This is a genomic window from Pseudomonas sp. RIT-562, assembly GCF_026241895.1.
Lineage (GTDB): Bacteria > Pseudomonadota > Gammaproteobacteria > Pseudomonadales > Pseudomonadaceae > Aquipseudomonas > Aquipseudomonas mandelii_F.
This window is the reverse complement of the sequence record NZ_JAPJIV010000003.1, coordinates 320211-346427: the sequence shown is the minus strand read 5'-3', so window position 1 is coordinate 346427 and position 26217 is coordinate 320211. Positions and strand designations below refer to the sequence as shown.

Annotated in this window: 22 protein-coding genes; 11 read left to right on the top strand and 11 right to left on the bottom strand. The window is 60.1% G+C overall.

Features of this window, described 5'->3' with window-relative positions; translation table 11 throughout:
- The first annotated feature begins 7 nt into the window (after positions 1-7).
- The gene (locus ORL50_RS06400; RefSeq protein ID WP_266011233.1) at positions 8-886 is read left to right on the top strand and encodes a phasin family protein; all 879 of its coding nucleotides are present in this window, start codon (positions 8-10) and stop codon (positions 884-886) included.
- Between the two features lie 200 nt (positions 887-1086).
- Here ORL50_RS06400 and ORL50_RS06395 read toward each other — a convergent pair whose 3' ends face one another.
- From ORL50_RS06395 to ORL50_RS06350, 10 genes are all read right to left on the bottom strand, one after another.
- Complete coding sequence (locus ORL50_RS06395; protein WP_266011231.1) at positions 1087-1707, bottom strand: TetR/AcrR family transcriptional regulator; 621 nt, start codon at positions 1705-1707, stop codon at positions 1087-1089.
- Between the two features lie 27 nt (positions 1708-1734).
- Positions 1735-3417: a class II poly(R)-hydroxyalkanoic acid synthase gene (gene phaC / locus ORL50_RS06390; protein WP_266011229.1), complete on the bottom strand. Its 1683-nt coding sequence runs from the start codon at positions 3415-3417 to the stop codon at positions 1735-1737.
- A 129-nt stretch (positions 3418-3546) separates the two neighbouring features.
- Positions 3547-4401: a poly(3-hydroxyalkanoate) depolymerase gene (phaZ, locus tag ORL50_RS06385; protein ID WP_266011227.1), complete on the bottom strand. Its 855-nt coding sequence runs from the start codon at positions 4399-4401 to the stop codon at positions 3547-3549.
- 136 nt (positions 4402-4537) lie between these two features.
- Positions 4538-6217: a class II poly(R)-hydroxyalkanoic acid synthase gene (gene phaC / locus ORL50_RS06380; protein ID WP_266011225.1), complete on the bottom strand. Its 1680-nt coding sequence runs from the start codon at positions 6215-6217 to the stop codon at positions 4538-4540.
- Positions 6218-6473: 256 nt separating this feature from the next.
- The gene (locus ORL50_RS06375) at positions 6474-6845 is read right to left on the bottom strand and encodes a gamma-butyrobetaine hydroxylase family protein (RefSeq protein ID WP_266011223.1); all 372 of its coding nucleotides are present in this window, start codon (positions 6843-6845) and stop codon (positions 6474-6476) included.
- Positions 6846-6999: 154 nt separating this feature from the next.
- Positions 7000-8337, bottom strand: a complete 1338-nt coding sequence (gene hslU, locus ORL50_RS06370; protein ID WP_266011221.1) for an ATP-dependent protease ATPase subunit HslU — start codon at positions 8335-8337, stop codon at positions 7000-7002.
- A gap of 55 nt (positions 8338-8392) precedes the next feature.
- Positions 8393-8923, bottom strand: a complete 531-nt coding sequence (hslV, locus tag ORL50_RS06365) for an ATP-dependent protease subunit HslV (RefSeq protein ID WP_007948954.1) — start codon at positions 8921-8923, stop codon at positions 8393-8395.
- Between the two features lie 228 nt (positions 8924-9151).
- Entirely contained in the window at positions 9152-9859 is a 708-nt protein-coding gene (locus ORL50_RS06360; protein WP_045061948.1) for an SPOR domain-containing protein, read from the bottom strand.
- 1 nt (position 9860) lies between these two features.
- Positions 9861-11597: an arginine--tRNA ligase gene (argS, locus tag ORL50_RS06355; protein WP_266011210.1), complete on the bottom strand. Its 1737-nt coding sequence runs from the start codon at positions 11595-11597 to the stop codon at positions 9861-9863.
- A gap of 211 nt (positions 11598-11808) precedes the next feature.
- Entirely contained in the window at positions 11809-14028 is a 2220-nt protein-coding gene (locus ORL50_RS06350) for a primosomal protein N' (protein ID WP_266011208.1), read from the bottom strand.
- A gap of 170 nt (positions 14029-14198) precedes the next feature.
- Between ORL50_RS06350 and rpmE the strand changes: the two genes are divergently transcribed.
- The 3 genes from rpmE to ORL50_RS06335 all read left to right on the top strand — a co-directional run bounded on the left by rpmE (position 14199) and on the right by ORL50_RS06335 (position 16696).
- Entirely contained in the window at positions 14199-14429 is a 231-nt protein-coding gene (rpmE, locus tag ORL50_RS06345) for a 50S ribosomal protein L31 (protein WP_045061944.1), read from the top strand.
- 26 nt (positions 14430-14455) lie between these two features.
- Positions 14456-15244, top strand: a complete 789-nt coding sequence (locus ORL50_RS06340; protein ID WP_266011464.1) for a thermonuclease family protein — start codon at positions 14456-14458, stop codon at positions 15242-15244.
- 183 nt (positions 15245-15427) lie between these two features.
- Entirely contained in the window at positions 15428-16696 is a 1269-nt protein-coding gene (locus tag ORL50_RS06335; protein WP_045061943.1) for a malic enzyme-like NAD(P)-binding protein, read from the top strand.
- Between the two features lie 231 nt (positions 16697-16927).
- On the opposite strand, the gene ORL50_RS06330 is transcribed toward ORL50_RS06335, so the two are convergent.
- Positions 16928-19363 carry a penicillin-binding protein 1A gene (locus tag ORL50_RS06330; RefSeq protein WP_416236010.1) on the bottom strand — a complete coding sequence of 812 codons (2436 nt, stop codon included), beginning with the start codon at positions 19361-19363 and terminating at the stop codon, positions 16928-16930.
- A gap of 219 nt (positions 19364-19582) precedes the next feature.
- Between ORL50_RS06330 and ORL50_RS06325 the strand changes: the two genes are divergently transcribed.
- The 7 genes from ORL50_RS06325 to aroB all read left to right on the top strand — a co-directional run bounded on the left by ORL50_RS06325 (position 19583) and on the right by aroB (position 26217).
- Positions 19583-20647 carry a pilus assembly protein PilM gene (locus ORL50_RS06325; RefSeq protein WP_266011202.1) on the top strand — a complete coding sequence of 355 codons (1065 nt, stop codon included), beginning with the start codon at positions 19583-19585 and terminating at the stop codon, positions 20645-20647.
- A complete protein-coding gene (locus tag ORL50_RS06320; protein WP_266011200.1) occupies positions 20647-21213 on the top strand; it encodes a PilN domain-containing protein in 567 nt (188 codons plus the stop codon). The genes ORL50_RS06325 and ORL50_RS06320 overlap by 1 nt, the downstream gene beginning before the upstream one ends.
- Entirely contained in the window at positions 21210-21833 is a 624-nt protein-coding gene (gene pilO / locus ORL50_RS06315; RefSeq protein WP_266011198.1) for a type 4a pilus biogenesis protein PilO, read from the top strand. The genes ORL50_RS06320 and pilO overlap by 4 nt, the downstream gene beginning before the upstream one ends.
- Entirely contained in the window at positions 21830-22357 is a 528-nt protein-coding gene (locus ORL50_RS06310; protein WP_266011196.1) for a pilus assembly protein PilP, read from the top strand. Before pilO ends, ORL50_RS06310 begins: the two co-directional genes overlap by 4 nt.
- Before the next feature lie 13 nt (positions 22358-22370).
- Positions 22371-24443, top strand: a complete 2073-nt coding sequence (locus ORL50_RS06305; protein ID WP_266011194.1) for a type IV pilus secretin PilQ — start codon at positions 22371-22373, stop codon at positions 24441-24443.
- Between the two features lie 4 nt (positions 24444-24447).
- A complete protein-coding gene (gene aroK / locus ORL50_RS06300; RefSeq protein WP_045061936.1) occupies positions 24448-24966 on the top strand; it encodes a shikimate kinase AroK in 519 nt (172 codons plus the stop codon).
- A gap of 150 nt (positions 24967-25116) precedes the next feature.
- Positions 25117-26217: a 3-dehydroquinate synthase gene (gene aroB, locus ORL50_RS06295; RefSeq protein WP_266011190.1), complete on the top strand. Its 1101-nt coding sequence runs from the start codon at positions 25117-25119 to the stop codon at positions 26215-26217.

Here is a 26217-nt window from a genome sequence, read left to right as displayed (position 1 = left end):
GAACGGGATGGCTGGTAAAAAGAACACCGAAAAAGATGGCAGCTCGTGGATCGGGAAAGTTGAAGACTACTCCCGCAAAATCTGGCTGGCCGGTTTAGGCGTGTACTCGAAGATCGACACTGACGGCAGCAAGCTCTTCGATACATTGGTAAAAGACGGCGAGAAAGCCGAGAAGCTCGCCAAGAATGCAGTGGGCGATAAAGTTGATGCGGCAAAAGACTCCGCCACTTCGGCCAAGTCGCGCATCAGCGGCGTGAAAGATCGTGCGCTGGGCAAGTGGGATGAGCTGGAAGGTGCTTTTGACAAGCGCTTGAACAGCGCCATTTCGCGTCTGGGCGTGCCGAGCCGTAATGAAGTCAAGGCACTGCACAGCAAGGTCGATACGCTGACCAAGCAGATTGAAAAACTCACCGGGGCCAAGGTTGCGCCAGTTGCGGCGAAAACCGCTGCCGCCAAACCTGCTGCCAAATCGACTGCCAAGCCACTGGCCAAAGCTGTCGCCAAGCCGGTAGCCAAGACTGCAGCGAAAGCCGCATCGGCCGCCAAGTCGGTGGCCAAGACTGCCGCAGCCAAACCTGCCGCAGCGAAGTCAGCCGTCAAATCGGCTGCCGCAAAAGCTACCGCTAAGCCGGCAGCCAAACCTGCGGCCAAGACTGCTGCAGCCAAACCCGCTGCCAAGCCAGCGGCCAAACCTGCTGCGGCGAAGAAGCCTGCAGTGAAAAAGCCGGCGGCACCGAAAGCCGCAGCCAAACCAGCAGCGACAGCAACTGCAGCTGCCAAGCCGACACCGGCTCCAGCCAGCACGTCGAACTCGGCCGCCGCGCCGACCCCTGCTGCGACCCCGACTGCCGCGCCAGCTCCATCGACGCCAACCAGTCAGTCCTGATTCCAGGGCTAAATAAAAAACGCCCGGCCTGCGAAGGTCGGGCGTTTTTTTGTGCCCAATATTTACTGATCACCATGGATCCCCTGTGGGAGCGGGCTTGCTCGCGAAGGCGGTGTAGCAGTCAAACCATCCGTTGAATGACACAGCGCCTTCGCGAGCAAGCCCGCTCCCACAGGGTTATGTGTTCATTCAGTAAAATTTCAGTCGTGTTCTTCGAGGTACTGCATCGCCAGATGCTCGGTCGCCACTTTGATCGGTGGCAACAAGTGCGGAGCCACCAGCATCATGATCTGGTACACCACCAGCCGGACCTCTCCTTCGCGATCGATTATCCGCTGGTAGTCCAGTGAAAACAGCAGGGTCATGGTGATCTGCTCTACCAGTTGCCCAAGCGCCTGGGTGTCACTGACCAATTGCCCCTGGGCCTGCAAGCGCGCCAATAGCGAGGCCAGCGTACGCTTCAGGGCGTTGAGCAGGTTGCGGATGCCCTTGGCCAGCTTGGGCAGGCGCCCGGCCAGATTGGACAGGTCCTGGAACAGAAACCGGTAGTGCGCCAGCCGCTCGACAATCAGGTGCAGGAACAGCCAGTAATCTTCCGGCGCCAGTTGCGCATCCGAAGGTGGGTCGAGCAGCGGGGCGAGCTCGCTTTGAAAGCGCTCGAACAAGCCCAGGATCAGCGGTTCCTTGCCGTGGAAATGGTAGTAAAGGTTGCCCGGGCTGATCCCCATTTCATTGGCAACTTCCATGGTTGAAACGTTCGGTTCGCCCTTCTGGTTGAACAACTGCAAGGCACATTCGAGAATCCGGTCGCGGGTCTTCATCCAGTCTTCTTAATGGTTCGTTGAACGTCAGCGCACTCGCACATAGGTGCCGGGTGCTGCCTCCATGGGTGGATAATTCTGATTGCCCAGAGCCATGTGGGTTTCCTTCTGCGCCCCTGAGCGCGCCTGAACCCAGCTCAGCCATTGGGTCCACCAGCTACCGTCGACCTGCTTCGCGTCGTAATACCAGGCCCGTGGGTCGAGGCTCAGTTTGGCGCCTTCGATGTAGTTGGCTTTTGGATTGCTCGGCGGGTTGAGGATGCTCTGCACATGACCGCTGTTGGACAGCACAAAACGCCTGTCGCCGCCCAGCAGCAATGTGGAGCGGTACACCGCATCCCATGGCGTTATGTGATCGTTGATGCCGGCCACGCTGAAGCTGTCGACCGTGACTTTCTGCAGGTCGATCGGAGTGCCGCACACCTCCAGCCCGCCGGGGTGGCTCAGCGGATTGTGTTTGAAGAAGTCCAGCAAATCGCCATGCAGCGCCGCAGGTAGGCGGGTGTTGTCGTTGTTCCAATAGAGGATGTCGAATGCAGGCGGCTCTTTGCCCAGCAGGTAATTGTTGACGAAGTAACTCCAGATCAAATCGTTGGGGCGCATCCAGGCGAACACCTTGGCCATGTCGCGACCGTCCAGCACACCTTTCTGGTACGAGCGGCGCTTGGCCGCCTCCAGCGTCTGTTCATCGGCGAACAAGGTGGCGGGGGAGTCCATCTGGCTGTCGAGCAGGCTCACCAGATACGTCGCGCTGGACACTCGACGCAGCTGGCGCTTGGCCTGCAGATGACCTTGCAGCGCGGCAATCGTCAGCCCGCCGGCGCAGGCACCCATCAGGTTGACTTCGCGCGCGCCGGTGATCGCCCGGCACACGTTCATCGCTTCTTCCACGGCTTCGACGTAGGTAGAAAGGCCCCATTCGCGATGACGTACATCGGGGTTGCGCCAGCTGATCATGAAGGTCTGCAGGCCGTTTTTCAGGGCGAACTGGACGAAGCTGTTAGCAGGACTCAGGTCGAAAATGTAGTACTTGTTGATCTGCGGCGGCACCACGAGCAAGGGTTTGGAATATTGCTTTTCGCTCATTGGCCGGTACTGGATCAACTCCAGCAGTTCATTGCGAAATACCACGGAACCCGTAGTGGTCGCGACGGTTTTGCCGACTTCGAAGGCCTGTTTGGTGACTTGCCGGGGCAGGCCGTCGTTGTGCAGGAAGTCGTCGACCAGATGGCTGATCCCGCGGACCAGGCTGTTGCCACCGGAATTGAAGATCTCCTTGATGGCCAGCGGATTGAGCAGGGAGTTGGAGGGCGCCACGGCGTCGTTGAGCAAGGCGAACGCGAAGTGCGCGCGGGCCCGGTCGTCGGGGCTCATGTTGCTCTCGTCGATCCAACTTTTAACCTGCTTCTGCCAGCTGATGTAGGCCTGCAGGCTGCGTCGGTAAAACGGATTGAGACTCCAGGCGGGGTCGGCGAACCGATTGTCCTGCGGGTTGGTCGGGTGCAGGGTTTCACCCAGCAGCACGCGACCGAGCTGGCCGCCCAACTTCAAGGCATGCCGGGCACTGTGCAGTGGATTGCGCAAGCCGTGAGCGGCCACAGTGCGCAAGGTCGACAGCATATCGCGGCCACGCAAGCCGGTAATCGCACTTTGTGCGTTGATGAACGCGGCGGGAGTGGGCAGGGAATCCCGCACTGGTTTTTCGCGCATGACTCAACACTCCTTCGTCTTCAGGCCAAAAACAAACACACTGAACCAGAACACCATAGACGCACTAACGAGTTGTTGCGCGTTACGGCGTCCTGCCGCACGCATTTTGTGACCAGGTGTCGAGGCGGTTTAACTGCCCAATGGCGCCGGATGCGGATGCATCACTGCGCGCTGGCGCTCTTCTTCCAGGAATTTCATGATGATCGGCGCGACTGCTTCGGCCCTGGTGATCAGGAACAGGTGTCCGTCATCGATGATGTGCAACTGGGCATTCGGAATCCTCCAGGCCAGCAGTCGCATATTGACCAGGGGGATCAGTGGATCGTCATCACCGGCCAGCACCAGGGTTGGCTGGTGGATTTTGTGCAGCCAGTGAATGCTGGTCCAACCCAGACCGGCGAACAGTTGCCAGTAATAACCGAGCTTGCCCGCCGAACGGACCTTGGCCGCGTGGCTGGCCGCCAGGGTCGGGTCACGACGGAACGAGCCGCCATAGATCATTGGCGCGATACGGATCACATGGGACGGCTGGATGTAGCGCCGGGGACTGGCCATCATCCACAGCACTTTCGGTTTGCCCGGGACCATCACGGCACCAGCCGCAGTCGCCGCCAGCACCAGTTTTTTGCAGCGTTCCGGGTAGTCGTACGCAAACTGTTGGGCCAGGGCGCCACCCCAGGACACGCCGATCACATTGACCTGACCGTAGTCGAGATAGTCGAGCATGCGTGCCGTGAGTTTTGCCAGCCCCGGAAAGCGGTAGGGCCGACTTGGCGTCGACGAGCCACCCACTCCAGGTACGTCGAAGGCAATCACTTCCAGGTCCGGGTCCAGCGCCGCGACAAACGGGAAAACCAGCTCCAGGTTGGCGCCGATGCCGTTGAAAATCAGCAAGGGCGTCAAATGAGGCTTGCCGGGGCGTACTGCGGTCCGGAGGGTCTGGCCATCCAGGTCGACGGTACGAAAAATGAACGGTTGCGGCATGCTTCAGGCCCTGTGGGTGAATTCATCCCCGATCCCGTAGGAGCTGCCGAAGGCTGCGATCTTTTGATCTTGATTATGAAAACCAGAATCAGAAGATCGCAGCCTGCGGCAGCTCCTACAGACCGGGGTGTATCGGTTACCGCTCGTGTACGTAAGTGCCCGGCGCTGCTTCGCCGGCGGTGTAGGTCTTGTTACCCAGGCTGGTCGGCGACTTCTTCAGCTTGCCCGAACGCTCGGCTTGCCATGCTTGCCAGTGCAGCCACCAGGAGTCGGTGTGTTTGGTAGAGTTTTCCTGCCATTCCTCGGCGTTCGCCGCCATTTCGCTACTGGTCATGTAACGTGACTTCGGATTTCCGGGCGTGTTCAGAATGCTTTGGATGTGGCCGCTGCTCGACAGCACGAACTCGACCTTGCCGCCAAACAGTTGCGCCGACTTGTAGCAGGACTTCCACGGGGTGATGTGGTCGTTGGTCCCGGCCAGGGAAAAGATATCGGCCGTCACCTGTTTCAAATCAATGGCGGTGCCGCACACTTCCAGTGCATTCGGACGGATCAGTGGATTGTTTTTGAACATCTCGATCAGGTCGCCGTGGAAGGCCGCGGGCAATCGGGTGGTGTCGTTGTTCCAGAACAGGATGTCGAATACCGGAGGCTCATTGCCCAGCAGGTAGTTATTGACCCAGTAATTCCAGATCAGGTCATTGGGGCGCATCCAGGCGAAGACTTTCGCCATGTCGCGACCTTCCAGTACGCCGGCCTGGTAGGAATGACGCTTGGCGGCCTCCAGGGTTTGCTCGTCGACGAACAACGCCACGTCGCTGTCCAGGGTAGTGTCCAGCACGCTGACCAACAGTGTCAGGGCATTGACCTTGTTTTCGCCGATCGCGGCATAGTGGCCCAGCAGCGCGGTGCAGGTGATCCCGCCGGAGCAGGCGCCGAGCATGTTCACGTCTTTGCTGCCAGTGATGGCGCTGACCACGTCGACCGCTTCCTTCAGCGCTTCGATGTAGGTCGACAGACCCCACTCGCGCTGCTCCTTGGTCGGGTTGCGCCAGCTTACGATGAAGGTCTGGACGTTATTGCGCAGGCAGAATCGCGCCAGGCTCTTGTCCGGGCTCAGGTCGAATACATAGAACTTGTTGATTTGTGGCGGCACCACCAGCAGCGGGCGCTCGTGCACCTGCTCGGTGATTGGCCGGTACTGGATCAATTCCAGGACGTCATTGCGGAACACCACTGCGCCTTCGGTCACGCCCAGGCTCTTGCCGACTTCGAACGCGCCCATGTTGACCTGGCTCGGCATGCCGCCGTTGTGTACCAGGTCCTTGGCCAGATGCGAGAGGCCATCGAGCAGGCTTTTACCGCCAGTTTCGAAGAAGCGTTTGACCGCCGCCGGGTTGGCCGCACTGTTGGTCGGGGCCATTGCCTCGGTCATGAGGTTGATGACGAAGTGCCCGCGGGCGACGTCCTTGGGTGAAAGGCTGCTGTCGTCGATCCAGTCGTGGAGTTCCTTGCGCCACGCCAGGTAGGTTTGCAGGTAACGTTTGTAGAGAGGGTTCTGGCTCCAGGCCGGGTCGGCGAAGCGACGATCATCACCGGCAGGCTGGAGTTCGGATTTGCCGAACAGTACGTTCTTGAGTTCGAGGCCGAAATGGGCAACGTGCTTGACGCTGTGAATCGGTTGTTTGATGGCTTGGGTCAGCACCATTCGAGCTGAGCCCAGAAGATCCTTTCTACGCAGTCCAACGACAGGATTCAGCCCCAAGGTATTTTCCGAGGCCTGAGATTTCAGGTCATCGTTATTCTTGTTACTCATCTACGACGCTCCATTGTCCTGAGACGAGTACCTGAGTCCAGCTGTGTAGTCACACAGCAAATGCCAGGTACTACTACTCGGGTGACCGATAGTTCTGCACCACTGCTTTTATGCAGAGAGCACTGCAGGGAACTTGCCAGCTCCATTGGTTACCCGAGTTTAATTTTTTTCGCAAGCGGGCGAATCGTTCGCCCTGGAGCGGAGCATTCAAACAGATGGAATTAGAAAATGCCTTCTAATGAGCAAGAGGTGCGGACTAGAGCATCAGCCTGACGACGGATTGGTTCGGGTCGCGGGTTTTCCCGGCTGCCTTGAGCTCGGCAAGATAATCATTCCAGAGATCTTCCTGGCGCACGCCCAGCTGATACAGATATTCCCAGGTGAACAGGCCGCTGTCGTGGCCGTCATCAAAGGTCAATTTAAGTGCGTACTGACCGGCCGGTTCGACCTTGCTCAGGCCTACGCCGATCTTGCCAAATTGCAGGATGGGTTTGCCGTGGCCCTGGACCTCGGCGGAGGGGGAGTGCACTCGCAGGAATTCTGCGGGCAGGTGATGTTCCTCGCCGGACGCGTATTTCAGCGACAGGGTTTTCGAGGCTTTGTGCAGTTTGATGTCGGTAGGAATCATGGCGGGTCATCCGTTTGCGTGGGGGACCTCGGTTCAAATGTGGGAGCGGGCTTGCTCGCGAAGGGGCTATGGCATTCAACATCAATGTTGAATGCCAGACCGCTTTCGCGAGCAAGCCCGCTCCCACAGGATCCTCTACCACAGTAAATATGGCTTACAGGATATAACGGGACAGGTCTTCGTTCTGCGCCAATTCGCCCAAGTGGCTGTTGACGTATTCCGCGTCGATCATGATCACCTTATCGTCATGAGCGCTGGCGAGGTCGCCGGCACTGAACGACACTTCTTCGAGCAGACGCTCCAGCAGCGTGTGCAGGCGACGGGCACCGATGTTCTCGGTCTTCTCGTTCACCTGCCAGGCGATCTCGGCGATGCGCTTGATTCCGTCCGGCTGGAACTCGATGCCCAGGCCTTCGGTTTTCAACAACGCGCAATATTGCTCGGTCAACGATGCATGCGGCTCGCTGAGGATGCGCTCGAAATCTTCTGGCGTCAGTGCCTTGAGCTCCACACGGATCGGCAAGCGACCTTGCAGTTCGGGCACCAGGTCGCTGGGCTTGCTCAGGTGGAACGCGCCCGATGCGATGAACAGGATGTGGTCAGTCTTGACCATGCCCAGCTTGGTATTGACGGTGCAGCCTTCGATCAGCGGCAGCAAGTCGCGCTGTACGCCTTCGCGGGAGACGTCGACGCCGCCGGAGTTGCCGCGCTTGGCGACCTTGTCGATTTCGTCGATGAACACGATACCGTGCTGCTCAACCGCTTCCAGGGCCTTGGCCTTGAGCTCTTCGTCGTTGACCAGGCGCCCGGCTTCCTCATCGCGTACCAGTTTCAGCGCTTCCTTGACCTTGAGCTTGCGGGATTTCTTCTTGCCCTTGCCCATGTTGGCAAACAGGCTTTGCAGCTGGTTGGTCATTTCTTCCATGCCCGGCGGCGCGGAGATATCGACGCCGGCCACTTCGGCGACTTCGATTTCGATCTCTTTGTCATCCAGCTGGCCTTCGCGCAGGCGTTTGCGGAACAGCTGGCGGGTATTGGAATCGGCCGATGGCGCCTCGTCGTTGTTGAAGCCCATGCGAGCCGGTGGCAGCAAGGCGTCGAGGATGCGCTCTTCGGCGGCGTCTTCGGCGCGGTGGCGAACCTTGGTCATTTCCTGTTCGCGCAGCAGCTTGATAGCGGCGTCAGCCAGGTCACGAATGATCGATTCGACATCGCGACCGACATATCCGACTTCGGTGAACTTGGTCGCTTCGACCTTGATGAACGGCGCGTTGGCGAGTTTGGCCAGGCGACGGGCGATTTCGGTCTTGCCGACACCGGTCGGGCCGATCATCAGGATGTTCTTGGGAGTTACTTCAACGCGCAGCTCTTCCGGCAGCTGCATACGGCGCCAGCGATTACGCAGCGCGATGGCGACGGCGCGCTTGGCATCGTCCTGGCCGATGATATGGCGATTGAGTTCGTGGACGATTTCACGGGGAGTCATGGACATAGTAATTGGCGGACCTCAAGCAAGAATGAGCCGTGGCGCAAAGGCCGAAACAGGCTTATTCGGCGCAGTCCTGCTCCTCAATGGTCTGAGTGTGGTTGGTGAATACACAGATGTCGCCAGCGATGCCGAGTGCGGTTTCGACGATTTCACGGGCGGACAGGTCAGTCTTCTTCAGCAGCGCGCTCGCAGCGGCCTGGGCGTAACCGCCGCCGGAACCCATGGCGATCAGGCCTTCTTCAGGCTCGACCACGTCGCCGTTGCCGGTGATGATCAGCGAAGCGTCTTTGTTAGCCACTGCCAGCATGGCTTCGAGACGGCTCAGAGTACGGTCGGTACGCCATTCTTTGGCGAGCTCGACAGCAGCGCGAACCAGGTGACCCTGATGTTTCTCAAGCTGACCTTCAAACCGCTCGAAGAGGGTGAAAGCGTCAGCCGTGGCCCCGGCAAAACCGGCGATAACCTGACCGTGGTACAGGCGACGAACTTTTTTCGCGTTGCCTTTCATCACGGTGTTGCCGAGAGAAACCTGGCCGTCGCCGCCCATGACGACTTTGCCGTGGCGGCGAACTGAAACGATGGTGGTCAAGGGAGAGTCTCCACGCAGCGGGGCGAAAATGCCTTATGAAAACTCATATGGGGGTGGTGACGAGTTTTTCAACTGTGTGGCGGGAGAGAGGACGAGCGGTGGACGATTGGCGAGTGGTGTTGCCTGCACGAATGCCATCGCGGGCAAGCCTTGCTCCCACAGATCGATGCCATCCTGTGGGAGCAAGGCTTGCCCGCGATTAACGATAACGCGGTAGTGCTGAAGAACTCAGCGACTCTGGCGTTGTTGTAACAACAGATTGCTGAAACCGCTGCCGGCCAGTTGTTTTTGCGCGGTAGTCAGCTGTTCTCGGTTGCTGAACGGCCCGACCAGTACCCGATACCAGGTTTCGTCTTTCACGGTGCCGGATTCAACCGCCACTGCCTGACCAAGCAGGATGATCTGCGCACGAACCTTGTCTGCGTCAGCTTCCTTGCGGAACGAACCGGCCTGCAGGAAGAATTTGGTCACTGGGGCGGCCTTGCTCACCGGTGGCGCTGGCGGCGGGGTAATCCCTGCCAGTGCTGCCTGTGCGCGCGCAGTGTCGATCTTGGCTGCCTGCTCCGGCGTCACCGGAGTGGTCGGAATGGCCGGCACCTGTGGTGTCGGCAGGGTTTTTTCCGGCACGGCATCGGCAGGCACTATGACTTCCGATTCCGGCAGCAACGTGTAGAAGTCGTACTTCGGCTTCACCGGTTGTGTCGGGCTCGGCGGGGTCTTGTTGGCCTCGGCGATCCGGGTAGCTTTCTGCTGCTCGATCTTCTCGCGCTTGACGCTCTCGCTGCCTTTGCCAGGCTCCAGCTTCATCAGGAAGACGATGAAGGCTCCGACCGTCAGGCCGATGGCCATCCACAGCCACCCCGGGATCGGTTGCTTGGCAGGTGCTTGGTAACGGCTGGCGCCACGCTTGGGTGCAGGTTTTTTCTTGGCAGCCAACTTACATACGCTCCAGAGTTTCCAGACCCAAGAGTTCCAGGCCTTGCTTGAGAGTGCGGCCGGTCAGCGCGGCGAGGCGCAGGCGGCTCTGCATTTGCGCCGGGGTTTCGGCGCTGAGGATCGGGCAGTTCTCGTAGAAGCTGGAGAACAGGCCCGCGACATCGTACAGGTACGTGCACAGAATGTGCGGCGTGCCTTTGTCGCAAACGTTATTGAGGACTTCACCGAACTGCGCCAGCTTGGCCGCCAGTTCGTGCTCGTGTACGGCTTCTAGGGTGATCTGGCCCTCGACTTCGCTGAAGTCCTTGCCCAGCTTGCGGAACACGCCAGCCACGCGGGTATAGGCGTACAGCAGGTATGGCGCGGTGTTGCCTTCGAAGTTGAGCATCAGGTCGAAGTTGAAGCTGTAGTCGCTGGTACGGTGTTTGGACAGGTCGGCGTATTTAACCGCGCCAATGCCCACGACCTTGGCGATTTTGCGCAGCTCGGCTTCGGCCAGCTCCGGGTTCTTGTCCTTCACCAGGGTGTAGGCGCGCTCCTGGGCTTCGGTCAGCAGGTCGATCAGCTTCACGGTGCCGCCGTCACGGGTCTTGAATGGACGGCCGTCAGCGCCGTTCATGGTGCCGAAGCCCATGTGTTCCATTTCCATCGGATGCGTCACGAAACCAGCCTTGCGAGCCACCGCGAACACCTGCTGGAAGTGCAGTGCCTGCCGTTGGTCGACGAAGTACAGGGCGCGATCAGCCTTGAGTTTGCCACTGCGATAGCGCACGGCCGCCAGGTCGGTGGTGGCGTACAGGTACCCGCCGTCGGCCTTGACGATGATCACTGGCAGCGGGTCGCCGTCGGCGTTCTTGAACTCGTCGAGGAACACGCACTGCGCGCCGTTGCTCTCGACCAGCATGCCGGCGGCCTTGAGGTCGTTGACCACGTTGATCAGGTCGTCGTTGTAGGCGCTTTCGCCCATCACGTCGGCCATGGTCAGCTTGACGTTGAGCAGTTCGTAGATTTTCTGGCAGTGCGACAGCGAGATGTCCTTGAACTTGGTCCACAGCGCCAGGCACTCCGGGTCGCCGGCTTGCAGCTTGACCACCAGGCCACGGGCACGGTCGGCGAACTCTTCGGACTCGTCGAAGCGGCCCTTGGCGGCGCGATAGAAGTTCTCCAGGTCCGACAGCTCGTCGCTGGTGATCGGATTTTCCTGCAGGTAGGCCATCAGCATGCCGAACTGGGTGCCCCAGTCGCCGACGTGGTTCTGCCGGATCACTTCGTCGCCGAGGAACTCCAGCACGCGGGCCACGCCGTCGCCAATGATGGTCGAACGCAAGTGGCCGACGTGCATTTCCTTGGCAAGGTTGGGTGCCGACAGGTCGACCACGGTGCGCTGTGCCGGGCCGGCCTTGCGCACGCCGATGTGTTCGTCGGCCAGGGCGGCGTCCAGGCGCGAGGCGAGAGCCTGGGTATTCTGGAAGAAGTTCAGGAAACCCGGGCCGGCGATTTCGGTCTTGGTGATGTTTTCATCGGATGGCAGCGCGGCGATGATCTTTTCCGCCAGGTCGCGTGGCTTCATGCCCGCCGGTTTGGCCAGCATCATGGCGATGTTGCTGGCGAAGTCGCCGTTCTTCTTGTCGCGCGAATTTTCCACCTGGATCGCCGGCGACAGGCCTTCAGGCAACACACCTTCGTTGACGAGTTGGGTGATGGCTTGTTGGATCAGCTGGCGGATGGTGTCTTTCATGATGCTCTCTTTCGACCGCAAGCGCGGCAGCGCCTGGATGCGCGGGTGGAAAAACTGGGCATTATCCGTGGCGGAGACGGGCTTGCCAACTATAGCGGGCAGGTTATGGATATGTGGTGACTATTAATCGGTGATGACCTGTGGGAGCAAAGCTTGCTCGCGATGGCGATCTCAAGGGCGCCATCGCGGGCAAGCCTTGCTCCCACAGTGTTTAGTACAAATCCACAGGATCGACATCAAGCGACCACCGCACCGCCCGCCCGCTCGGCATCTGCTCCAGTACCAGCAACCAGCTGCTCAGCAGCCGATGCAGCGGCGCCCGAGCTGTCGCCTGCAACAATAGTTGCGCCCGATACCGACCGGCGCGGCGCTCCATAGGGGCCGGCACTGGCCCAAGCAACTCGATACCGCTCAAATTCTGCTCTGCCAGCAAGCGCTCGGCCTCGCTGCAGGCTTCGTCCAGGAAACCTTCGGCTTGCCCCGGCTTATGCGCCTCCGCGCGCAGCAGCGCCAGGTGGGCGAAGGGGGGCAAGCCCGCCGAGCGCCGTTCGCTCAGAGCCTGCTCGGCAAAAGCGAAGTAACCCTGTTCGGTCAACTGTACCAGCAGCGGATGGTCGGCCAGGTGCGTCTGGATGATCACTCTGCCCGGTTCTTCAGCGCGTCCGGCACGTCCGGCGACTTGCACTATCAGCTGGGCCATGCGCTCGCTGGCGCGGAAGTCGCCGGAGAACAGGCCGCCGTCGGCATCCAGGATCGACACCAGTGTGACCCGGGGGAAGTGGTGACCTTTGGCAAGCATCTGCGTGCCCACCAGAATGCACGGCTGGCCTTTCTGGATGGTCGCGAACAGCTGGTTCATCGCGTCCTTGCGCGAGGTGCTGTCGCGATCGACGCGCAACACCGGAACGTCCGGAAACAAAATCGCCAGGCGCTCCTCGGCCCGTTCGGTGCCGGCGCCTACCGGGCGCAGATCCACTTTGGCGCATTTGGGGCAATGCCGTGGCACGCGCTCGACATAGCCGCAATGGTGGCAGCGCAGTTCGCCGGAGCGCTGGTGCACGGTCATCCGCGCATCGCAGCGCTGGCATTCGGACATCCAGCCGCAGTCATGACACAGCAGCGTCGGGGCAAATCCGCGACGGTTGAGGAACACTAATACCTGCTGTCCGGCAGCCAGGGTCTGCCCGATGGCCTGTTGCATCGGGCCGGAAATGCCGCTGTCCAGCGGACGACTCTTCACATCCAGGCGCAGGAAGCGTGGTTGTTTGGCCCCGCCAGCGCGCTCGTTCAGGCGTAGCAGGCCGTAACGCCCGGTGTAGGCGTTGTGCAGGCTTTCCAGTGAAGGCGTGGCCGAGCCGAGGACGATCGGGATGTTTTCCTGGCGGGCCCGCACCAGCGCCAGGTCGCGAGCGTGATAACGCAGGCCTTCCTGCTGTTTATAGGAGCCGTCGTGTTCTTCGTCGATGATGATCAGCCCGGGATTTTTCATCGGAGTGAACAGCGCCGAGCGGGTGCCGATAATGATGTCAGCGTCGCCATCCCGAGCGGCGAGCCAGGCCTCGAGGCGCTCGCGGTCATTGACACCCGAATGGATCAGCGCAATGCGTGCGTTGAAGCGTTGCTCGAAGCGCGCGAGGGTTTGCGGTCCCAGGTTGATTTCCGGGATCAGCACCAGTGCCTGCTTGCCGGCCTCGAGGGTTTCGCGGATCAGTTGCAGATAGACTTCGGTCTTGCCGCTGCCAGTCACGCCGGCCAGCAGGAACGCGTGATAACTGTCGAAGCCGGCGCGAATGCCTTCATAGGCAGCGCGTTGCTCGGGGTTGAGCGGCAGCTCCGGCTGGGCCAGCCAGTGTTCGTGACGTGCTCCGGGGGCATGCTTGCGGATCTCCACTTGCACCAGGTCCTTGGCCAGCAGCAGATCCAGGCTGTCCTTGCTCAACATCAGCTTGCTCAGCAACTGATGGGCCACACCGTGGGGGTGCTGGGCCAGCGTAGCCAAGGCTTCGCGCTGCCGTGGCGCGCGGGCGATACGCGGGTCATCGAGGCTGGCGCCAGGTGCTGCGGACCAGAAGCGCTCCTGGCGGGCTTCGGCCAGCTCGCCTTGACGGAGCAAAACCGGCAACGCCCAGCTCAAGGTGTCGCCGAGGCTGTGCTGGTAGTACTGGGAAGTCCACAGGCAAAGCTTGAACAGCGCCGGTGGCAACGGTGCGGTGGCGTCGAGCAGGGCCAGGGCAGGCTTGAGCTTGTCCACCGGTACTTCGCTGGTGTCCGTGACTTCGACCAGGATGCCGATCATCTCCCGGCGGCCGAATGGCACCCGCAGGCGCATGCCCGGTTGCAACTGGGCACGCAGGACCCCGGCTGGAGCACGGTAATCGAACAGGCGGCGCAGGGGCGAGGGCAGGGCTAGGCGCAGAATGGCGTCGGGCACGCGATGGTTTTCTCGATGATGAAGCGGTGAAGAAGGCAGGGAGCCTAGCAGACGGTCGGTAGAAGGGACAGCTTGCGTGATCGGGATTGTCTGGTAGAATCCGCGGCCTAATTACGTGCGGTATTCAACAATAGTGTTGAGTGGCGGCACGCTAGCCTGAGGAATACACCATGAAAGCCGATATCCATCCAGCATACGAAACCATCCTGGTAACTTGCAGCTGCGGTAACAAGTTCGAAACTCGTTCGAACCTGTGCAAGCCACTGGGCACTGACGTATGCAACGAGTGCCACCCGTTCTACACCGGTAAGCAGAAGACTCTGGATACTGGCGGTCGTGTACAGCGCTTCGCAGACCGTTTCGGTGCTTTCGGCAAGAAAGCTCCAGCTGCTGCAGAGTAAGGTTGAAGAGCCCCTTGGGCTGTTCCTTGCTGTTGAAAAAGGCGTCCCTCGCGGGCGCCTTTTTTGTGTCCGCGATTTGGCTTCCGGGTGCCCAGGCTTTCTGCCCAGCTCCGAAAAACCTGGCGTCAGCCGCGGTGCAGCGAGTCGTGGACGGCGACACGTTGCGACTGAGCGATGGCCGCAGTGTGCGGATGATTGGTTTGAATACCCCGGAGCTGGGCAAGCAAGGTCGCACTGATGAGCCCTTTGCTGTCGCGGCGCGCAAACGCCTGGAAGCCCTGGTGGCCGCAAGCGACGGGCGGGTCGGCCTGCTGCCCGGGAAAGACAGTAAAGACAACTATGGGCGAACCCTGGCCCACGTCTACGGCGCCGATGGTGCCAACCTTGAAGCGCAGATGCTTGCCGAAGGCCTGGGTTTCCAGGTGGCTGTGGCCCCGAATGTTGATCTGGTTGCCTGCCAGCAAGCAGCCGAGCAAAGCGCTCGCCAGGCCGGATTGGGGATCTGGCGCCGGTCCCCTGTCCTCCAGGCAAGCCAGATCAGCATTTCCGGCTTTACCGTCCTCAGTGGTGTTGTGAGCAAGGTTCAGCGCAATGGCGGCGGAGTTTGGATCGAGTTGCAGGATTCGGTTGTGCTGCGGGTTGCACCCAATCTGCTGAAGCACTTCGACGTATCCGCACTGGAGCAGCTGCAGGGCAGGCAGGTCGAGGCTCGAGGTTGGGTCGTGGATCGGACGCGGCGTGGCGGATTGAAAAACGGGCAGGCACGCTGGTTGTTGCCATTGACCGATCCGGTAATGCTTCAGATGGCTCCCTGAGAAAAAATTGTAGACATTTTTTCAGGCGATTGTGAACAGTCTATCCCTTGTGTTCCGTGGCTCTTGGCCCAAAGTCGTAGGGCGCGGTGCTTGACAGGGGTGACCGGTCAGTCTTGTGGGGACTTTACGAGGCGCGTATCCTCGCTGACCAGTCTGTCCAACAGTAAAAAGCGGAATGCCCCCATGTCTGATCTGAAAACTGCCGCTCTCGAATATCACGCCCATCCTCGTCCAGGTAAGCTGAGTGTCGAGCTCACCAAGGCCACCGCTACCGCCCGCGACCTGTCGCTGGCCTACAGCCCCGGCGTAGCCGAACCAGTACGCGAAATCGCCCGCGATCCTGAACTGGCCTACAAATACACCGGTAAAGGCAACCTGGTTGCAGTCATTTCCGATGGCACCGCGATTCTCGGCCTGGGTAACCTCGGCCCATTGGCTTCCAAGCCAGTGATGGAAGGCAAGGGTGTACTGTTCAAGCGTTTCGCCGGCATCGACGTGTTCGACATCGAAGTCGACTCCGAAAGCCCGCAAGCCTTCATCGACACCGTCAAGCGCATCTCCATCACTTTCGGCGGCATCAATCTCGAAGACATCAAGGCTCCTGAGTGCTTCGAGATCGAGCGCGCCCTGATCGAGCAGTGCGACATTCCGGTATTCCACGATGACCAGCACGGCACCGCGATCGTTACTGCGGCCGGCATGATCAACGCCCTGGAAATCGCTGGCAAAACCCTGGCTGAAGCCAAGATCGTCTGCCTGGGCGCCGGTGCTGCTGCCATCTCCTGCATGAAATTGCTGGTGAGCATGGGCGCCAACATCGAAAACATCTACATGGTTGACCGTACCGGCGTGATCCACTCCGGCCGTGACGACCTGAACCAGTACAAGGCTGTGTTCGCTCACGCTACCGAAAAACGCACCCTGGCTGACGCCTTGGCCGGTGCTGACGTGTTTGTTGGCCTGTCCGGCCCGAACCTGCTCAGCGCGGAAGGCCTGAAGTCCATGGCGGCCAACCCGATCGTGTTCGCCTGCTCGAACCCGGATCCGGAAATCTCCCCGGAGCTGGCGCACGCCACCCGTGACGACGTGATCATGGCCACCGGCCGTTCGGACTACCCGAACCAGGTCAACAACGTACTGGGCTTCCCGTTCATCTTCCGCGGTGCCCTGGACGTTCGCGCCAAGCGCATCAACGAAGAAATGAAAGTGGCTGCAGCCAACGCCCTGCGTGAACTGGCCAAGCTGCCGGTGCCTCAGGAAGTGTGCGACGCCTACGGCGGCATCAAGCTGGAATTCGGTCGTGAATACATCATCCCGAAACCTATGGATGCCCGCCTGATCACCGTGATCTCGGATGCTGTGGCCAAGGCCGCGATCGAGACCGGCGTGGCGACTCTGCCGTATCCGAAGAACTACCCGCTGAAAAGCGTGGATGATGTGTTTAACGGCTAAGCCGTTGTAGTGCATTGACCAGAAGCCCTGGCTCTTGAGAGTCGGGGCTTTTTATTGGATGTTGGTTTTGTGGTGATCGTGCGACCGCTATCGCGAGCAGGCTCACTCCTACAGGGGTATGCATTCCGATGTAGGAGTGAGCCTGCTCGCGATGACGGAGTAACGGCAATCCCTGATGCAAAAAGCCCCGCGCTTCTCTCGAAGGCGGGGCTTTTGCGTTGCGCTGCGCGATCAGAACAGATCGATCGGCGCACCTTCATCTGCCGGCAATGGGCTGCCCGGTGCAGAGCCGCTTCCCAGCTCGCTGCCAGTCGGCGGCGTATCTTCGGCCTTGAACAGCTCGAAGTAGGCACCCGGCGTGCCTGGGGAAGCTGCACGGCCGCTGACCGGGTCGACTCGCAGGCTCAAGATGCCTTCCGGTTCAGGTTGAGTGTGCGGCGGCTTGTCCTTGAGCGCTGCGGCCATGAAATTCATCCAGATCGGCAGCGCCACGGTGCCGCCGAACTCCTTGCGGCCCAGGCTCTCTGGCTGGTCGAAGCCGGTCCACACGGTGGTCACGTAGTCGGCGTTGTAGCCGGAGAACCAGGCGTCCTTGGATTCGTTGGTCGTACCGGTTTTGCCCGCAATGTCACTGCGGCCCAAGGCCAGTGCACGGCGGCCGGTGCCGCGTTTGATTACGTCTTCGAGCATGCTGTTGAGGATGTAGGTGGTGCGGCCATCGACAATGCGTTCAGCCACTGCAGGTGTCTGCGTCGGCTGGGCACTTGCGGCGTCTTCGGGCGTGGCATTGACGGTGAAGGCGCTGGCGGCTGGCGCGGCGATGCCATCGCTGACCACCTCGCCCTTGGGCACGCTTGGCGGGTTGGCAGCGTACAGAAGGTCACCGTTACGGCTCTCGACTTTTTCGATCAGGTACGAGGTGACTTTGTAGCCGCCGTTGGCGAAGGTGCTCCAGCCGGTGGCGATTTCCATCGGCGTCAGGGTCGCGGTGCCCAAGGCCAGGGACAGGTTGCGCGGCAGATCTTCTTTCTTGAAGCCGAATTTGCTGATGTAGTCGATGGTGCGGTCGATTCCCAGCGCCTGCACCAGGCGGATCGACACCAGGTTGCGCGACTTGTACAGGCCTTCACGCAGGCGGATCGGGCCGAGGAAGGTGTTGGTGTCGTTTTTTGGCCGCCAGACCTTGTCCAGGTACTCGTCGACGAACACGATCGGTGCATCGTTCACCAGGCTGGCGGCGGTGTAGCCGTTGTCCAGCGCGGCGCTGTAGACGAATGGCTTGAAGCTTGAGCCCGGTTGACGTTTGGCCTGCAGGGCGCGGTTGTAATTGCTCTGTTCGAAGGCAAAACCGCCTACCAGCGAGCGGATGGCACCGTTTTGCGGGTCGAGGGAAACGAGTGCGCCTTGGGCCTGCGGAATCTGGCTGAACTTCAACGAGTTGTCCGGCTGGCGCTGCACGCGTACCAGGTCACCGACCTGGGCGACATCGGCTGGCTGCTTCGGATTGGCGCCCATGCTGTTGGTGTTGAGGAATGGACGCGCCCATTTCATCGTGTCCCAGCTGACGTGTTCCTCGCCGGTGCGGGTCAGAACCTGCAGGCCATTCTTGTCGACCTGGGTGACGATGGCTGGTTCGAGGCTGCTGATGGTGCGCTGCTTGGTCAGTTCGGTAGCCCAGGCCTCGCGGGTCTTGCCCGGCAGGCGCGATTCAGGGCCGCGATAGCCGTGACGCTGATCGTAGGTGATCAAGCCTTCATGGAGTGCCGTGTTGGCCATTTCCTGCAGGTTGCTCGGTACCGTAGTGGTGACGCGGAAACCTTCGGTATAGGCACCGCTGCCATAGCGGCCGACCATTTCGGCGCGAGCCATCTCGGCAATGTACGGCGCGTTCACTTCCGGTGTCGGGACGTGATAGCTGGCGTTGAGCGGCTCGTTGATCGCGGCGGTGTAGTCGGCTTCGTTGATCTTGCCAAGCTTGTACATGCGCCCGAGGATCCAGTCGCGACGTTCCTTGCTGCGGGCCGGGTTGGCCAGCGGGTTGAAGCGCGAAGGGGCTTTCGGCAGGCCGGCGATCATCGCCATCTGCGCCAGGCTGACGTCACGGATAGACTTGCCGTAGTACACCTGCGCAGCGGCTTCGATGCCGTAGGCGCGGTTACCCAGGTAGATCTTGTTAACGTACAGCTCGAGGATTTCGTCCTTGGTCAGCTGCCGTTCAATTTGCAGGGCCAGGAGAATTTCGGTGGTCTTGCGCGAGAAGCTGCGCTCGCTGGTCAGGAAGAAGTTCTTCGCCACCTGCATGGTGATGGTGCTGCCGCCGGACTGGATGTGGCCGCTTTTCACCAGCTGAGTGGCGGCACGCATCAGGCTGCTCGGATCGACGCCATAGTGGTTGGCAAAATTGTCGTCTTCAGCACTTAGTAACGCATTAATGAAATTGGGCGGAATGTCGGCAAAACGTATTGGAGTCCGGCGCATTTCGCCAAATTCTGCAATCAACTTGTCGTCGCTGCTGTATACCCGTAGTGGAATCTGCAACTGAATACTTCTCAGGGCCTCCACAGACGGCAATCCCGGACTAAGGTAAAGATAGGCGCCACTGAGACTCAGAAGCAGTCCGCAGAAAACGGCGACGATGGACCAACCGAAAAATTTCAGCAGACGAATCAAGGCTTTTGGATATCCAGGGTAAAGAATGAGTTTGGCGTCAGGGACTGGTGAAAAGAGAGACGCCCCTAGCTTGGAGTAAATCTGGTAAAAAATCGCTGGGCATTATAAGCATTTTTCCGTCGTGGGGCGTCATTTGCGCCGCTGTCAAGACGGGCGGGTTGAACGCAATGGACAATACAGAGTCCGTAAGTCACGGATAGTCATAGGGAATGGGTAGTGCTAGGACTCTTCAATAAAAAGGCCAACACGCTTCTGGGGATCGACATCAGCTCAACGTCGGTGAAGCTTCTGGAGTTAAGCCGGCAAGGCGAGCGCTACCGGGTTGAGGCTTATGCAGTTGAGCCGCTGCCCGCCAATGCAGTCATCGAAAAAAATATCGCTGAGCTCGAGGGTGTCGGGCAGGCGTTGTCGCGGGTGCTGTTAAAGGCCAGGACCAATCTCAGGAATGTGGCCGTGGCTGTGGCCGGCTCCGCCGTGATCACCAAGACCATCGAGATGGATGCCGGGCTTTCCGACGATGAACTGGAAAACCAGCTGAAGATCGAGGCCGATCAATACATTCCCTATCCGTTGGACGAAGTGGCCATCGATTTCGAGGTCCAGGGCCCCTCGGTGCGAAATCCGGCCCGAGTGAATGTGCTGCTGGCGGCCTGTCGCAAGGAAAATGTCGAAGTGCGTGAAGCGGCACTCGCGCTGGCCGGCCTGACGGCTCGGGTAGTCGATGTCGAAGCCTATGCGCTTGAGCGCTCGTTCGGCCTGCTGACCGGCCATCTGGCCAGCCCCCAAGGGCAGTTGACCGTGGCCGTGGTCGACATCGGTGCGACCATGACCACGCTCAGCGTTTTGCACAAAGGGCGGATTATCTACACCCGCGAGCAACTGTTCGGTGGCCGTCAGTTGACCGAAGAAATCCAGCGTCGTTATGGGCTGACCCTCGAACAGGCCGGGTTGGCGAAAAAGCAGGGCGGCTTGCCAGACGACTACGTCAGTGAGGTTTTGCAGCCGTTTCGCGACGCGCTGGTGCAGCAAGTTTCCCGATCACTGCAGTTTTTCTTCGCTTCGGGCCAATACAACTCGGTCGACCATATTCTGCTGGCGGGCGGCACGGCGTCAGTCCCGGGGCTGGACCGCTTGATCGAGCAGCGCCTGAATACGCCAACCCAGGTGGCCAATCCATTCTCCGACATGACCCTGAGCAGCAAGGTTAACGCCGGTGCCCTGGCCAGTGATGCGCCGGCACTGATGATTGCTTGCGGGCTGGCACTCAGGAGTTTTGACTGATGGCGCGGATCAATCTACTTCCCTGGCGCGAAGAGCTGCGCGAGGAACGTCGCAAACGCTTCCTGTTGACCCTCGTCGGGGTCCTGGTGGGTTCGGTGGGCGCAGTGCTGATTGCGGACCAGGTCATCACTGCCGCCATCGATCGGCAGCTGGCCCGCAACGATTACATCGGCAAACAGATCGCGGTGGTCGATGAGCGGATCAAGCAGATCAGCGATCTGAAGGCCCGCCGCCAGCAACTCATCGAGCGTATGCGCATCATTCAGGACCTGCAGGGTAATCGGCCGATCAGCGGGCGCATATTCGACCAGCTGGCGCGCACGTTGCCGGATGGGGTGTACTTCACCGAAGTGAAAATGGTCGGTAACACCCTGTCCATCACGGGCGCCGCCGAGTCCAACAATCGAGTGTCCGACCTGATGCGCAATCTCGACGGCTCCGACTGGTTCGACGCCCCCAGCCTGACCGAGGTCAAGGCCACCACTGCCGGTCAGCTCGACCAGGCGAACATCTTCCAGTTGACGGTTCGACAGACCCAACCCGCCGCCACGGAGGACGGTCAATGAGCCCATCCGAATGGTTTGCCGGCTTACGCAATGTCGATATCAATGACCTGGACACCAATAACATCGGCTCCTGGCCGCCGGCGATCAAGGCGATCGCGAGTGGGCTGCTCATGGTGCTGGTGCTCGCCCTGGGGTATCACTTCTACCTCAGCGACCTGGAGAATCAGCTCGACAGCAAGCGCGAGGAAGAGCTGACGCTCAAGGAACAGTTCACGTCCAAGGCCCGCATGGCCGCTAATCTCGAGCTGTACACCCAGCAGATGAAGGAGATGGAAAACTCTTTTGGCGTATTGCTGCGGCAGTTGCCGAGCGACACCGAGGTGCCGGGTTTATTGGAAGACATCACGCGCACCGGGCTCGGTAGTGGGCTGGAGTTCGAAGAGATCAAGTTGCTGCCGGAAGTTACCCAGCAGTTTTATATCGAACTGCCGATACAGATTACCGTCACCGGCGCCTATCACGACCTGGCTACGTTCGTCAGCGGAGTGGCCGGGTTGCCCCGGATCGTTACCCTGCATGACTTCGACATCGCTGCGGCGGACCCGGAAGGCGGGACGAAATTGCGCATGAGCATTCTCGCCAAGACCTACCGCTACAACGACAAAGGGGCGCAAAAATGAGCCCGATTCGTTGTTTGGCAATGGTGCTTGTGGTGTTCGGCGTGACCGGTTGTGGCAAGGGCGACGACGTCAGTGACCTTGATGTGTTCATGAACGAAGTTCGCCTGCGCCCGCCGGGCAAGATAGAGCCGGCGCCGACTTTTCGCTCCTATCCCACGTTCACCTATAGCGCTGCCAACCTGCGCAGCCCGTTTTCCCGGCAGGTCAGGGTGGACCTGGCTGGCCAGAAGCACGGCTCGCGCAACGTCAAACCCGACCCTGATCGGGTCAAGCAGTATCTGGAAGGTTTCAACATCGAACAGTTTGAAATGGTCGGCACGATTTCCAACGCAACCGGTTCCTTTGCGCTGTTGCGCGGGGCAGGCGGCGTGCATCGGTTGAAAGTCGGTGACTATCTTGGGCGTAACGATGGGCGCATTGTCGCCATCAGCGGCTCGCAGGTCGATGTGGTCGAAATCGTTCCCGACGGTCAGGGTGCCTGGCTGGAACGGCCGCGGACCATACCTTTGAAAGAGCATTCATAGTGGGACTCGAACAATGAACAGGATTTTCTCAGCCCTCGGCATTTCGCTATGGATAGCGCTGCTTTCGCCGATGGTACAAGCGGCCAATTTGAAGGCTCTGGACGTGGCAGCACTGCCTGGGGATCGCATCGAATTGAAGTTGTCATTTGATGGCGCGCCCCCTGTGCCCAAGGGCTACACGACCGAGTCTCCGGCGCGGATCGCGCTGGACCTGCCCGGCGTAGTCACCCAACTGGCCAGCAAGACCCGTGATCTGGGCCGCGGCAATGCACGCACAGCGACGGTGGTGGAAGCCAAGGACCGCACGCGCCTGATCATCAACCTGACCCAGCTGGCGCCCTATTCCTCGCGAGTCGAAGGCAACAATCTGTTCGTCGTGGTCGGCCAGGGGGCCAGCAAGCCTGCATCGCGGCCAGCCGCCAGCGCACCGCGCGCGGTCACCTCGCCGGCCCCGGCGAAAACCTACGCGCCAGTCGCCAAGGCTATCCGTGGCGTTGACTTCCAGCGCGGCACCCAGGGCGAAGGCAATGTAGTTATCGACCTGTCCGACCCATCCATTGCGCCCGACATTCAAGAGCGTGAGGGCAAGATCATCCTTGGCTTCGCCCGCACCCAACTGCCCGAGCCCTTGCGAGTACGCCTGGACGTGAAGGACTTCGCCACGCCGGTGCAGTTCGTCAACGCCAGCGCCACCGGTGACCGCGCAACCATCAGCATCGAACCCAGCGGCGCGTTCGATTATTCGACCTATCAGACCGACAACAAGCTGACCGTCAGCATTCGCGCAATGACCGCCGACGACCTGCAAAAACGCAGTGCCGAGCGCTTTGCCTACAGCGGCGAGAAGCTTTCGCTGAATTTTCAGGACATCGACGTACGCTCGGTATTGCAGCTGATCGCCGACTTCACCAATCTCAACCTGGTGGCCAGTGACACGGTCCAGGGCGGCATCACCCTGCGCTTGCAGAATGTGCCATGGGATCAGGCGCTGGACCTGGTGCTGAAGACCAAAGGCCTGGACAAACGCATGATCGGCAACGTTTTGCTGGTTGCGCCAGCGGATGAGATCGCCGCCCGCGAGCGCCAGGAGCTGGAGTCGCAAAAGCAGATTGCCGAACTCGCGCCCCTGCGTCGCGAGCTGTTGCAGGTCAACTACGCCAAGGCTGCCGATATCGCCAAACTGTTCCAGTCGGTGACCAGCGCTGAAGCGAAAATCGACGAGCGTGGCTCGATCACCGTCGATGAGCGAACCAACAACATCATCGCTTACCAAACCCAGAATCGCCTCGACGAGCTGCGGCGGATCGTGGCGCAGCTGGATATTCCGGTGCGCCAGGTGATGATCGAGGCACGCATCGTCGAAGCCAACGTGGACTACGACAAGAGTCTCGGCGTGCGTTGGGGTGGTTCGGTGCAGAAGGGCAACTGGAATTCTTCCGGGGTCAACGGCTCTTCCACCACCATCGGCACGCCGGGCAGTACCGGGACCAATTCGCCGTTCGTCGACATGGGCACCTCGGCCAGTACTTCGGGAATCGGCATCGCATTTATCACCGACAATGTATTGCTCGACCTGGAACTGTCGGCGATGGAAAAAACCGGCAACGGTGAAATCGTCTCGCAACCCAAGGTCGTCACGTCCGACAAGGAAACCGCGAAAATCCTCAAGGGCACCGAGATTCCGTACCAGGAAGCCAGCTCCAGCGGTGCTACATCGGTGTCATTCAAGGAGGCGTCGCTTTCACTGGAGGTCACCCCGCAGATCACCCCGGACAACCGGATCATCATGGAGGTCAAGGTCACCAAGGATGAGCCCGACTACCTGAACAAGGTCCAGGATGTACCGCCGATAAAGAAAAACGAGGTCAATGCCAAGGTGCTGGTCAACGATGGCGAGACCATCGTCATCGGCGGCGTTTTCTCAAATACTCAGAGCAAGGTTGTAGATAAGGTGCCATTTCTTGGCGATGTGCCGTATCTTGGCCGCCTTTTCCGGCGTGACGTGGTTTCGGAGAAAAAATCCGAGCTGTTGGTGTTTCTCACACCGCGTATCATGAATAACCAGGCGATTGCTGTGAGTCGTTGATTCTGTGCGAAATTTGATTCTTGTAGGACCGATGGGGGCTGGAAAAAGCACCATCGGCCGGTTGCTGGCCAAAGAGCTGCGCCTGCCATTCAAAGATTCCGATAAGGAAATTGAGTTGCGCACGGGCGCCAATATCCCATGGATTTTCGATAAGGAAGGCGAGCCAGGCTTTCGTGACCGCGAGCAGGCGATGATTGCCGAGCTGTGCGCGTGCGATGGCGTGGTGCTGGCCACCGGCGGCGGCGCAGTCATGCGCGAAGCCAATCGTCGGGCGCTGCATGCCGGTGGTCGGGTGGTCTATCTGCACGCGTCTGTCGAGCAGCAGGTGGGACGCACCTCTCGCGACCGTAATCGTCCGCTATTGCGCACGGCAGATCCGGCCAAAACCCTTCGTGATCTGCTGGCGATCCGCGATCCGCTTTATCGGGAGATCGCCGATCTGGTGGTGGAAACCGATGAGCGGCCGCCGCGGATGGTGGTGCTGGATATTCTCGAACGTCTGCAGCAACTGCCTCCCCGTTAAAGCGCGGCGCGAAATGCGCTATCCTCGGCCTCCAGTCATCGCCACTACGGAATGTGGCAGATGGCAACCGAACGGCGTCACACCAACAGAGGCCGCGGACATCGATAATTCAAGGCACGATGCCTGATTCCATCTTCATTGTGGGGACACATGCAGACACTCAAGGTCGATCTAGGCGAGCGCAGCTACCCGATTCATATTGGCGAAGGTTTGTTGGATCAGCCTGAGCTGCTGGCCCCGCACATTCGCGGACGGCAAGTGGCGATCATCTCCAACGAGACTGTCGCGCCGCTCTATCTCGAACGCCTGACCCGCAGCCTGGGGCAATTCTCGGTCATTTCCGTGGTGCTACCCGACGGCGAGGCCTTCAAGACCTGGGAAACCTTGCAGCTGATTTTTGACGGCCTGCTGACCGCGCGTCACGACCGCCGTACCACGGTGATTGCCCTCGGTGGCGGCGTGATTGGTGACATGGCCGGGTTTGCTGCCGCGTGTTATCAGCGCGGAGTCGATTTCATCCAGGTCCCGACCACACTGCTGTCGCAAGTCGACTCCTCGGTGGGCGGCAAGACCGGAATCAACCATCCGCTGGGCAAGAATATGGTCGGCGCTTTCTATCAGCCGAACGTGGTGCTGATCGACACGACTTCCCTGAACACCCTGCCATCCCGTGAACTCTCTGCCGGGCTGGCTGAAGTGATCAAATACGGGCTGATCTGCGACGAGCCATTCCTGACCTGGCTCGAAGAGAACGTCGATCGCCTGCGCGCCCTGGACCAGACTGCCCTGACTTACGCGATTCAACGCTCCTGCGCAGCCAAAGCTGCCGTGGTGGGTGCCGACGAGAAGGAAACGGGCGTGCGCGCCACGTTGAACCTGGGGCACACCTTCGGTCACGCCATCGAAACGCATATGGGCTATGGTGTGTGGCTACATGGTGAAGCGGTGGCTGCTGGCACCGTAATGGCGTTGGAAATGTCTGCGCGGCTGGGCTGGATCAGCGAGCAGGAGCGTGATCGCGGCATCCGCCTGTTCCAACGTGCCGGCCTGCCGGTGATCCCGCCTGAAGAGATGACTGAAGCCGATTTTCTCGAACACATGGCAATTGACAAGAAAGTGATCGACGGTCGTTTGCGCCTGGTGCTGCTGCGCCACATGGGCGAAGCGGTAGTGACCGACGATTATCCGAAAGAGGTTTTACAGGCCACGCTGGGAGCGGATTACCGCGCCCTGGCTCAGCTTAAAGGTTAA

What these genes read in the sequence shown, in the direction of transcription:
- argS (WP_266011210.1), bottom strand. Translation starts at nt 11,597, where the DNA reads ATGAAAGACACCATCCGCCAGCTGATCCAACAAGCCATCACCCAACTC.
- ORL50_RS06335 (WP_045061943.1), top strand. Translation starts at nt 15,428, where the DNA reads ATGTCTGATCTGAAAACTGCCGCTCTCGAATATCACGCCCATCCTCGT.
- phaC (WP_266011225.1), bottom strand. Translation starts at nt 6,217, where the DNA reads ATGAGTAACAAGAATAACGATGACCTGAAATCTCAGGCCTCGGAAAAT.
- ORL50_RS06395 (WP_266011231.1), bottom strand. Translation starts at nt 1,707, where the DNA reads ATGAAGACCCGCGACCGGATTCTCGAATGTGCCTTGCAGTTGTTCAAC.
- ORL50_RS06305 (WP_266011194.1), top strand. Translation starts at nt 22,371, where the DNA reads ATGAACAGGATTTTCTCAGCCCTCGGCATTTCGCTATGGATAGCGCTG.
- phaC (WP_266011229.1), bottom strand. Translation starts at nt 3,417, where the DNA reads ATGCGCGAAAAACCAGTGCGGGATTCCCTGCCCACTCCCGCCGCGTTC.
- rpmE (WP_045061944.1), top strand. Translation starts at nt 14,199, where the DNA reads ATGAAAGCCGATATCCATCCAGCATACGAAACCATCCTGGTAACTTGC.
- pilO (WP_266011198.1), top strand. Translation starts at nt 21,210, where the DNA reads ATGAGCCCATCCGAATGGTTTGCCGGCTTACGCAATGTCGATATCAAT.
- aroB (WP_266011190.1), top strand. Translation starts at nt 25,117, where the DNA reads ATGCAGACACTCAAGGTCGATCTAGGCGAGCGCAGCTACCCGATTCAT.
- phaZ (WP_266011227.1), bottom strand. Translation starts at nt 4,401, where the DNA reads ATGCCGCAACCGTTCATTTTTCGTACCGTCGACCTGGATGGCCAGACC.
- ORL50_RS06310 (WP_266011196.1), top strand. Translation starts at nt 21,830, where the DNA reads ATGAGCCCGATTCGTTGTTTGGCAATGGTGCTTGTGGTGTTCGGCGTG.
- hslU (WP_266011221.1), bottom strand. Translation starts at nt 8,337, where the DNA reads ATGTCCATGACTCCCCGTGAAATCGTCCACGAACTCAATCGCCATATC.
- ORL50_RS06320 (WP_266011200.1), top strand. Translation starts at nt 20,647, where the DNA reads ATGGCGCGGATCAATCTACTTCCCTGGCGCGAAGAGCTGCGCGAGGAA.
- ORL50_RS06400 (WP_266011233.1), top strand. Translation starts at nt 8, where the DNA reads ATGGCTGGTAAAAAGAACACCGAAAAAGATGGCAGCTCGTGGATCGGG.
- ORL50_RS06375 (WP_266011223.1), bottom strand. Translation starts at nt 6,845, where the DNA reads ATGATTCCTACCGACATCAAACTGCACAAAGCCTCGAAAACCCTGTCG.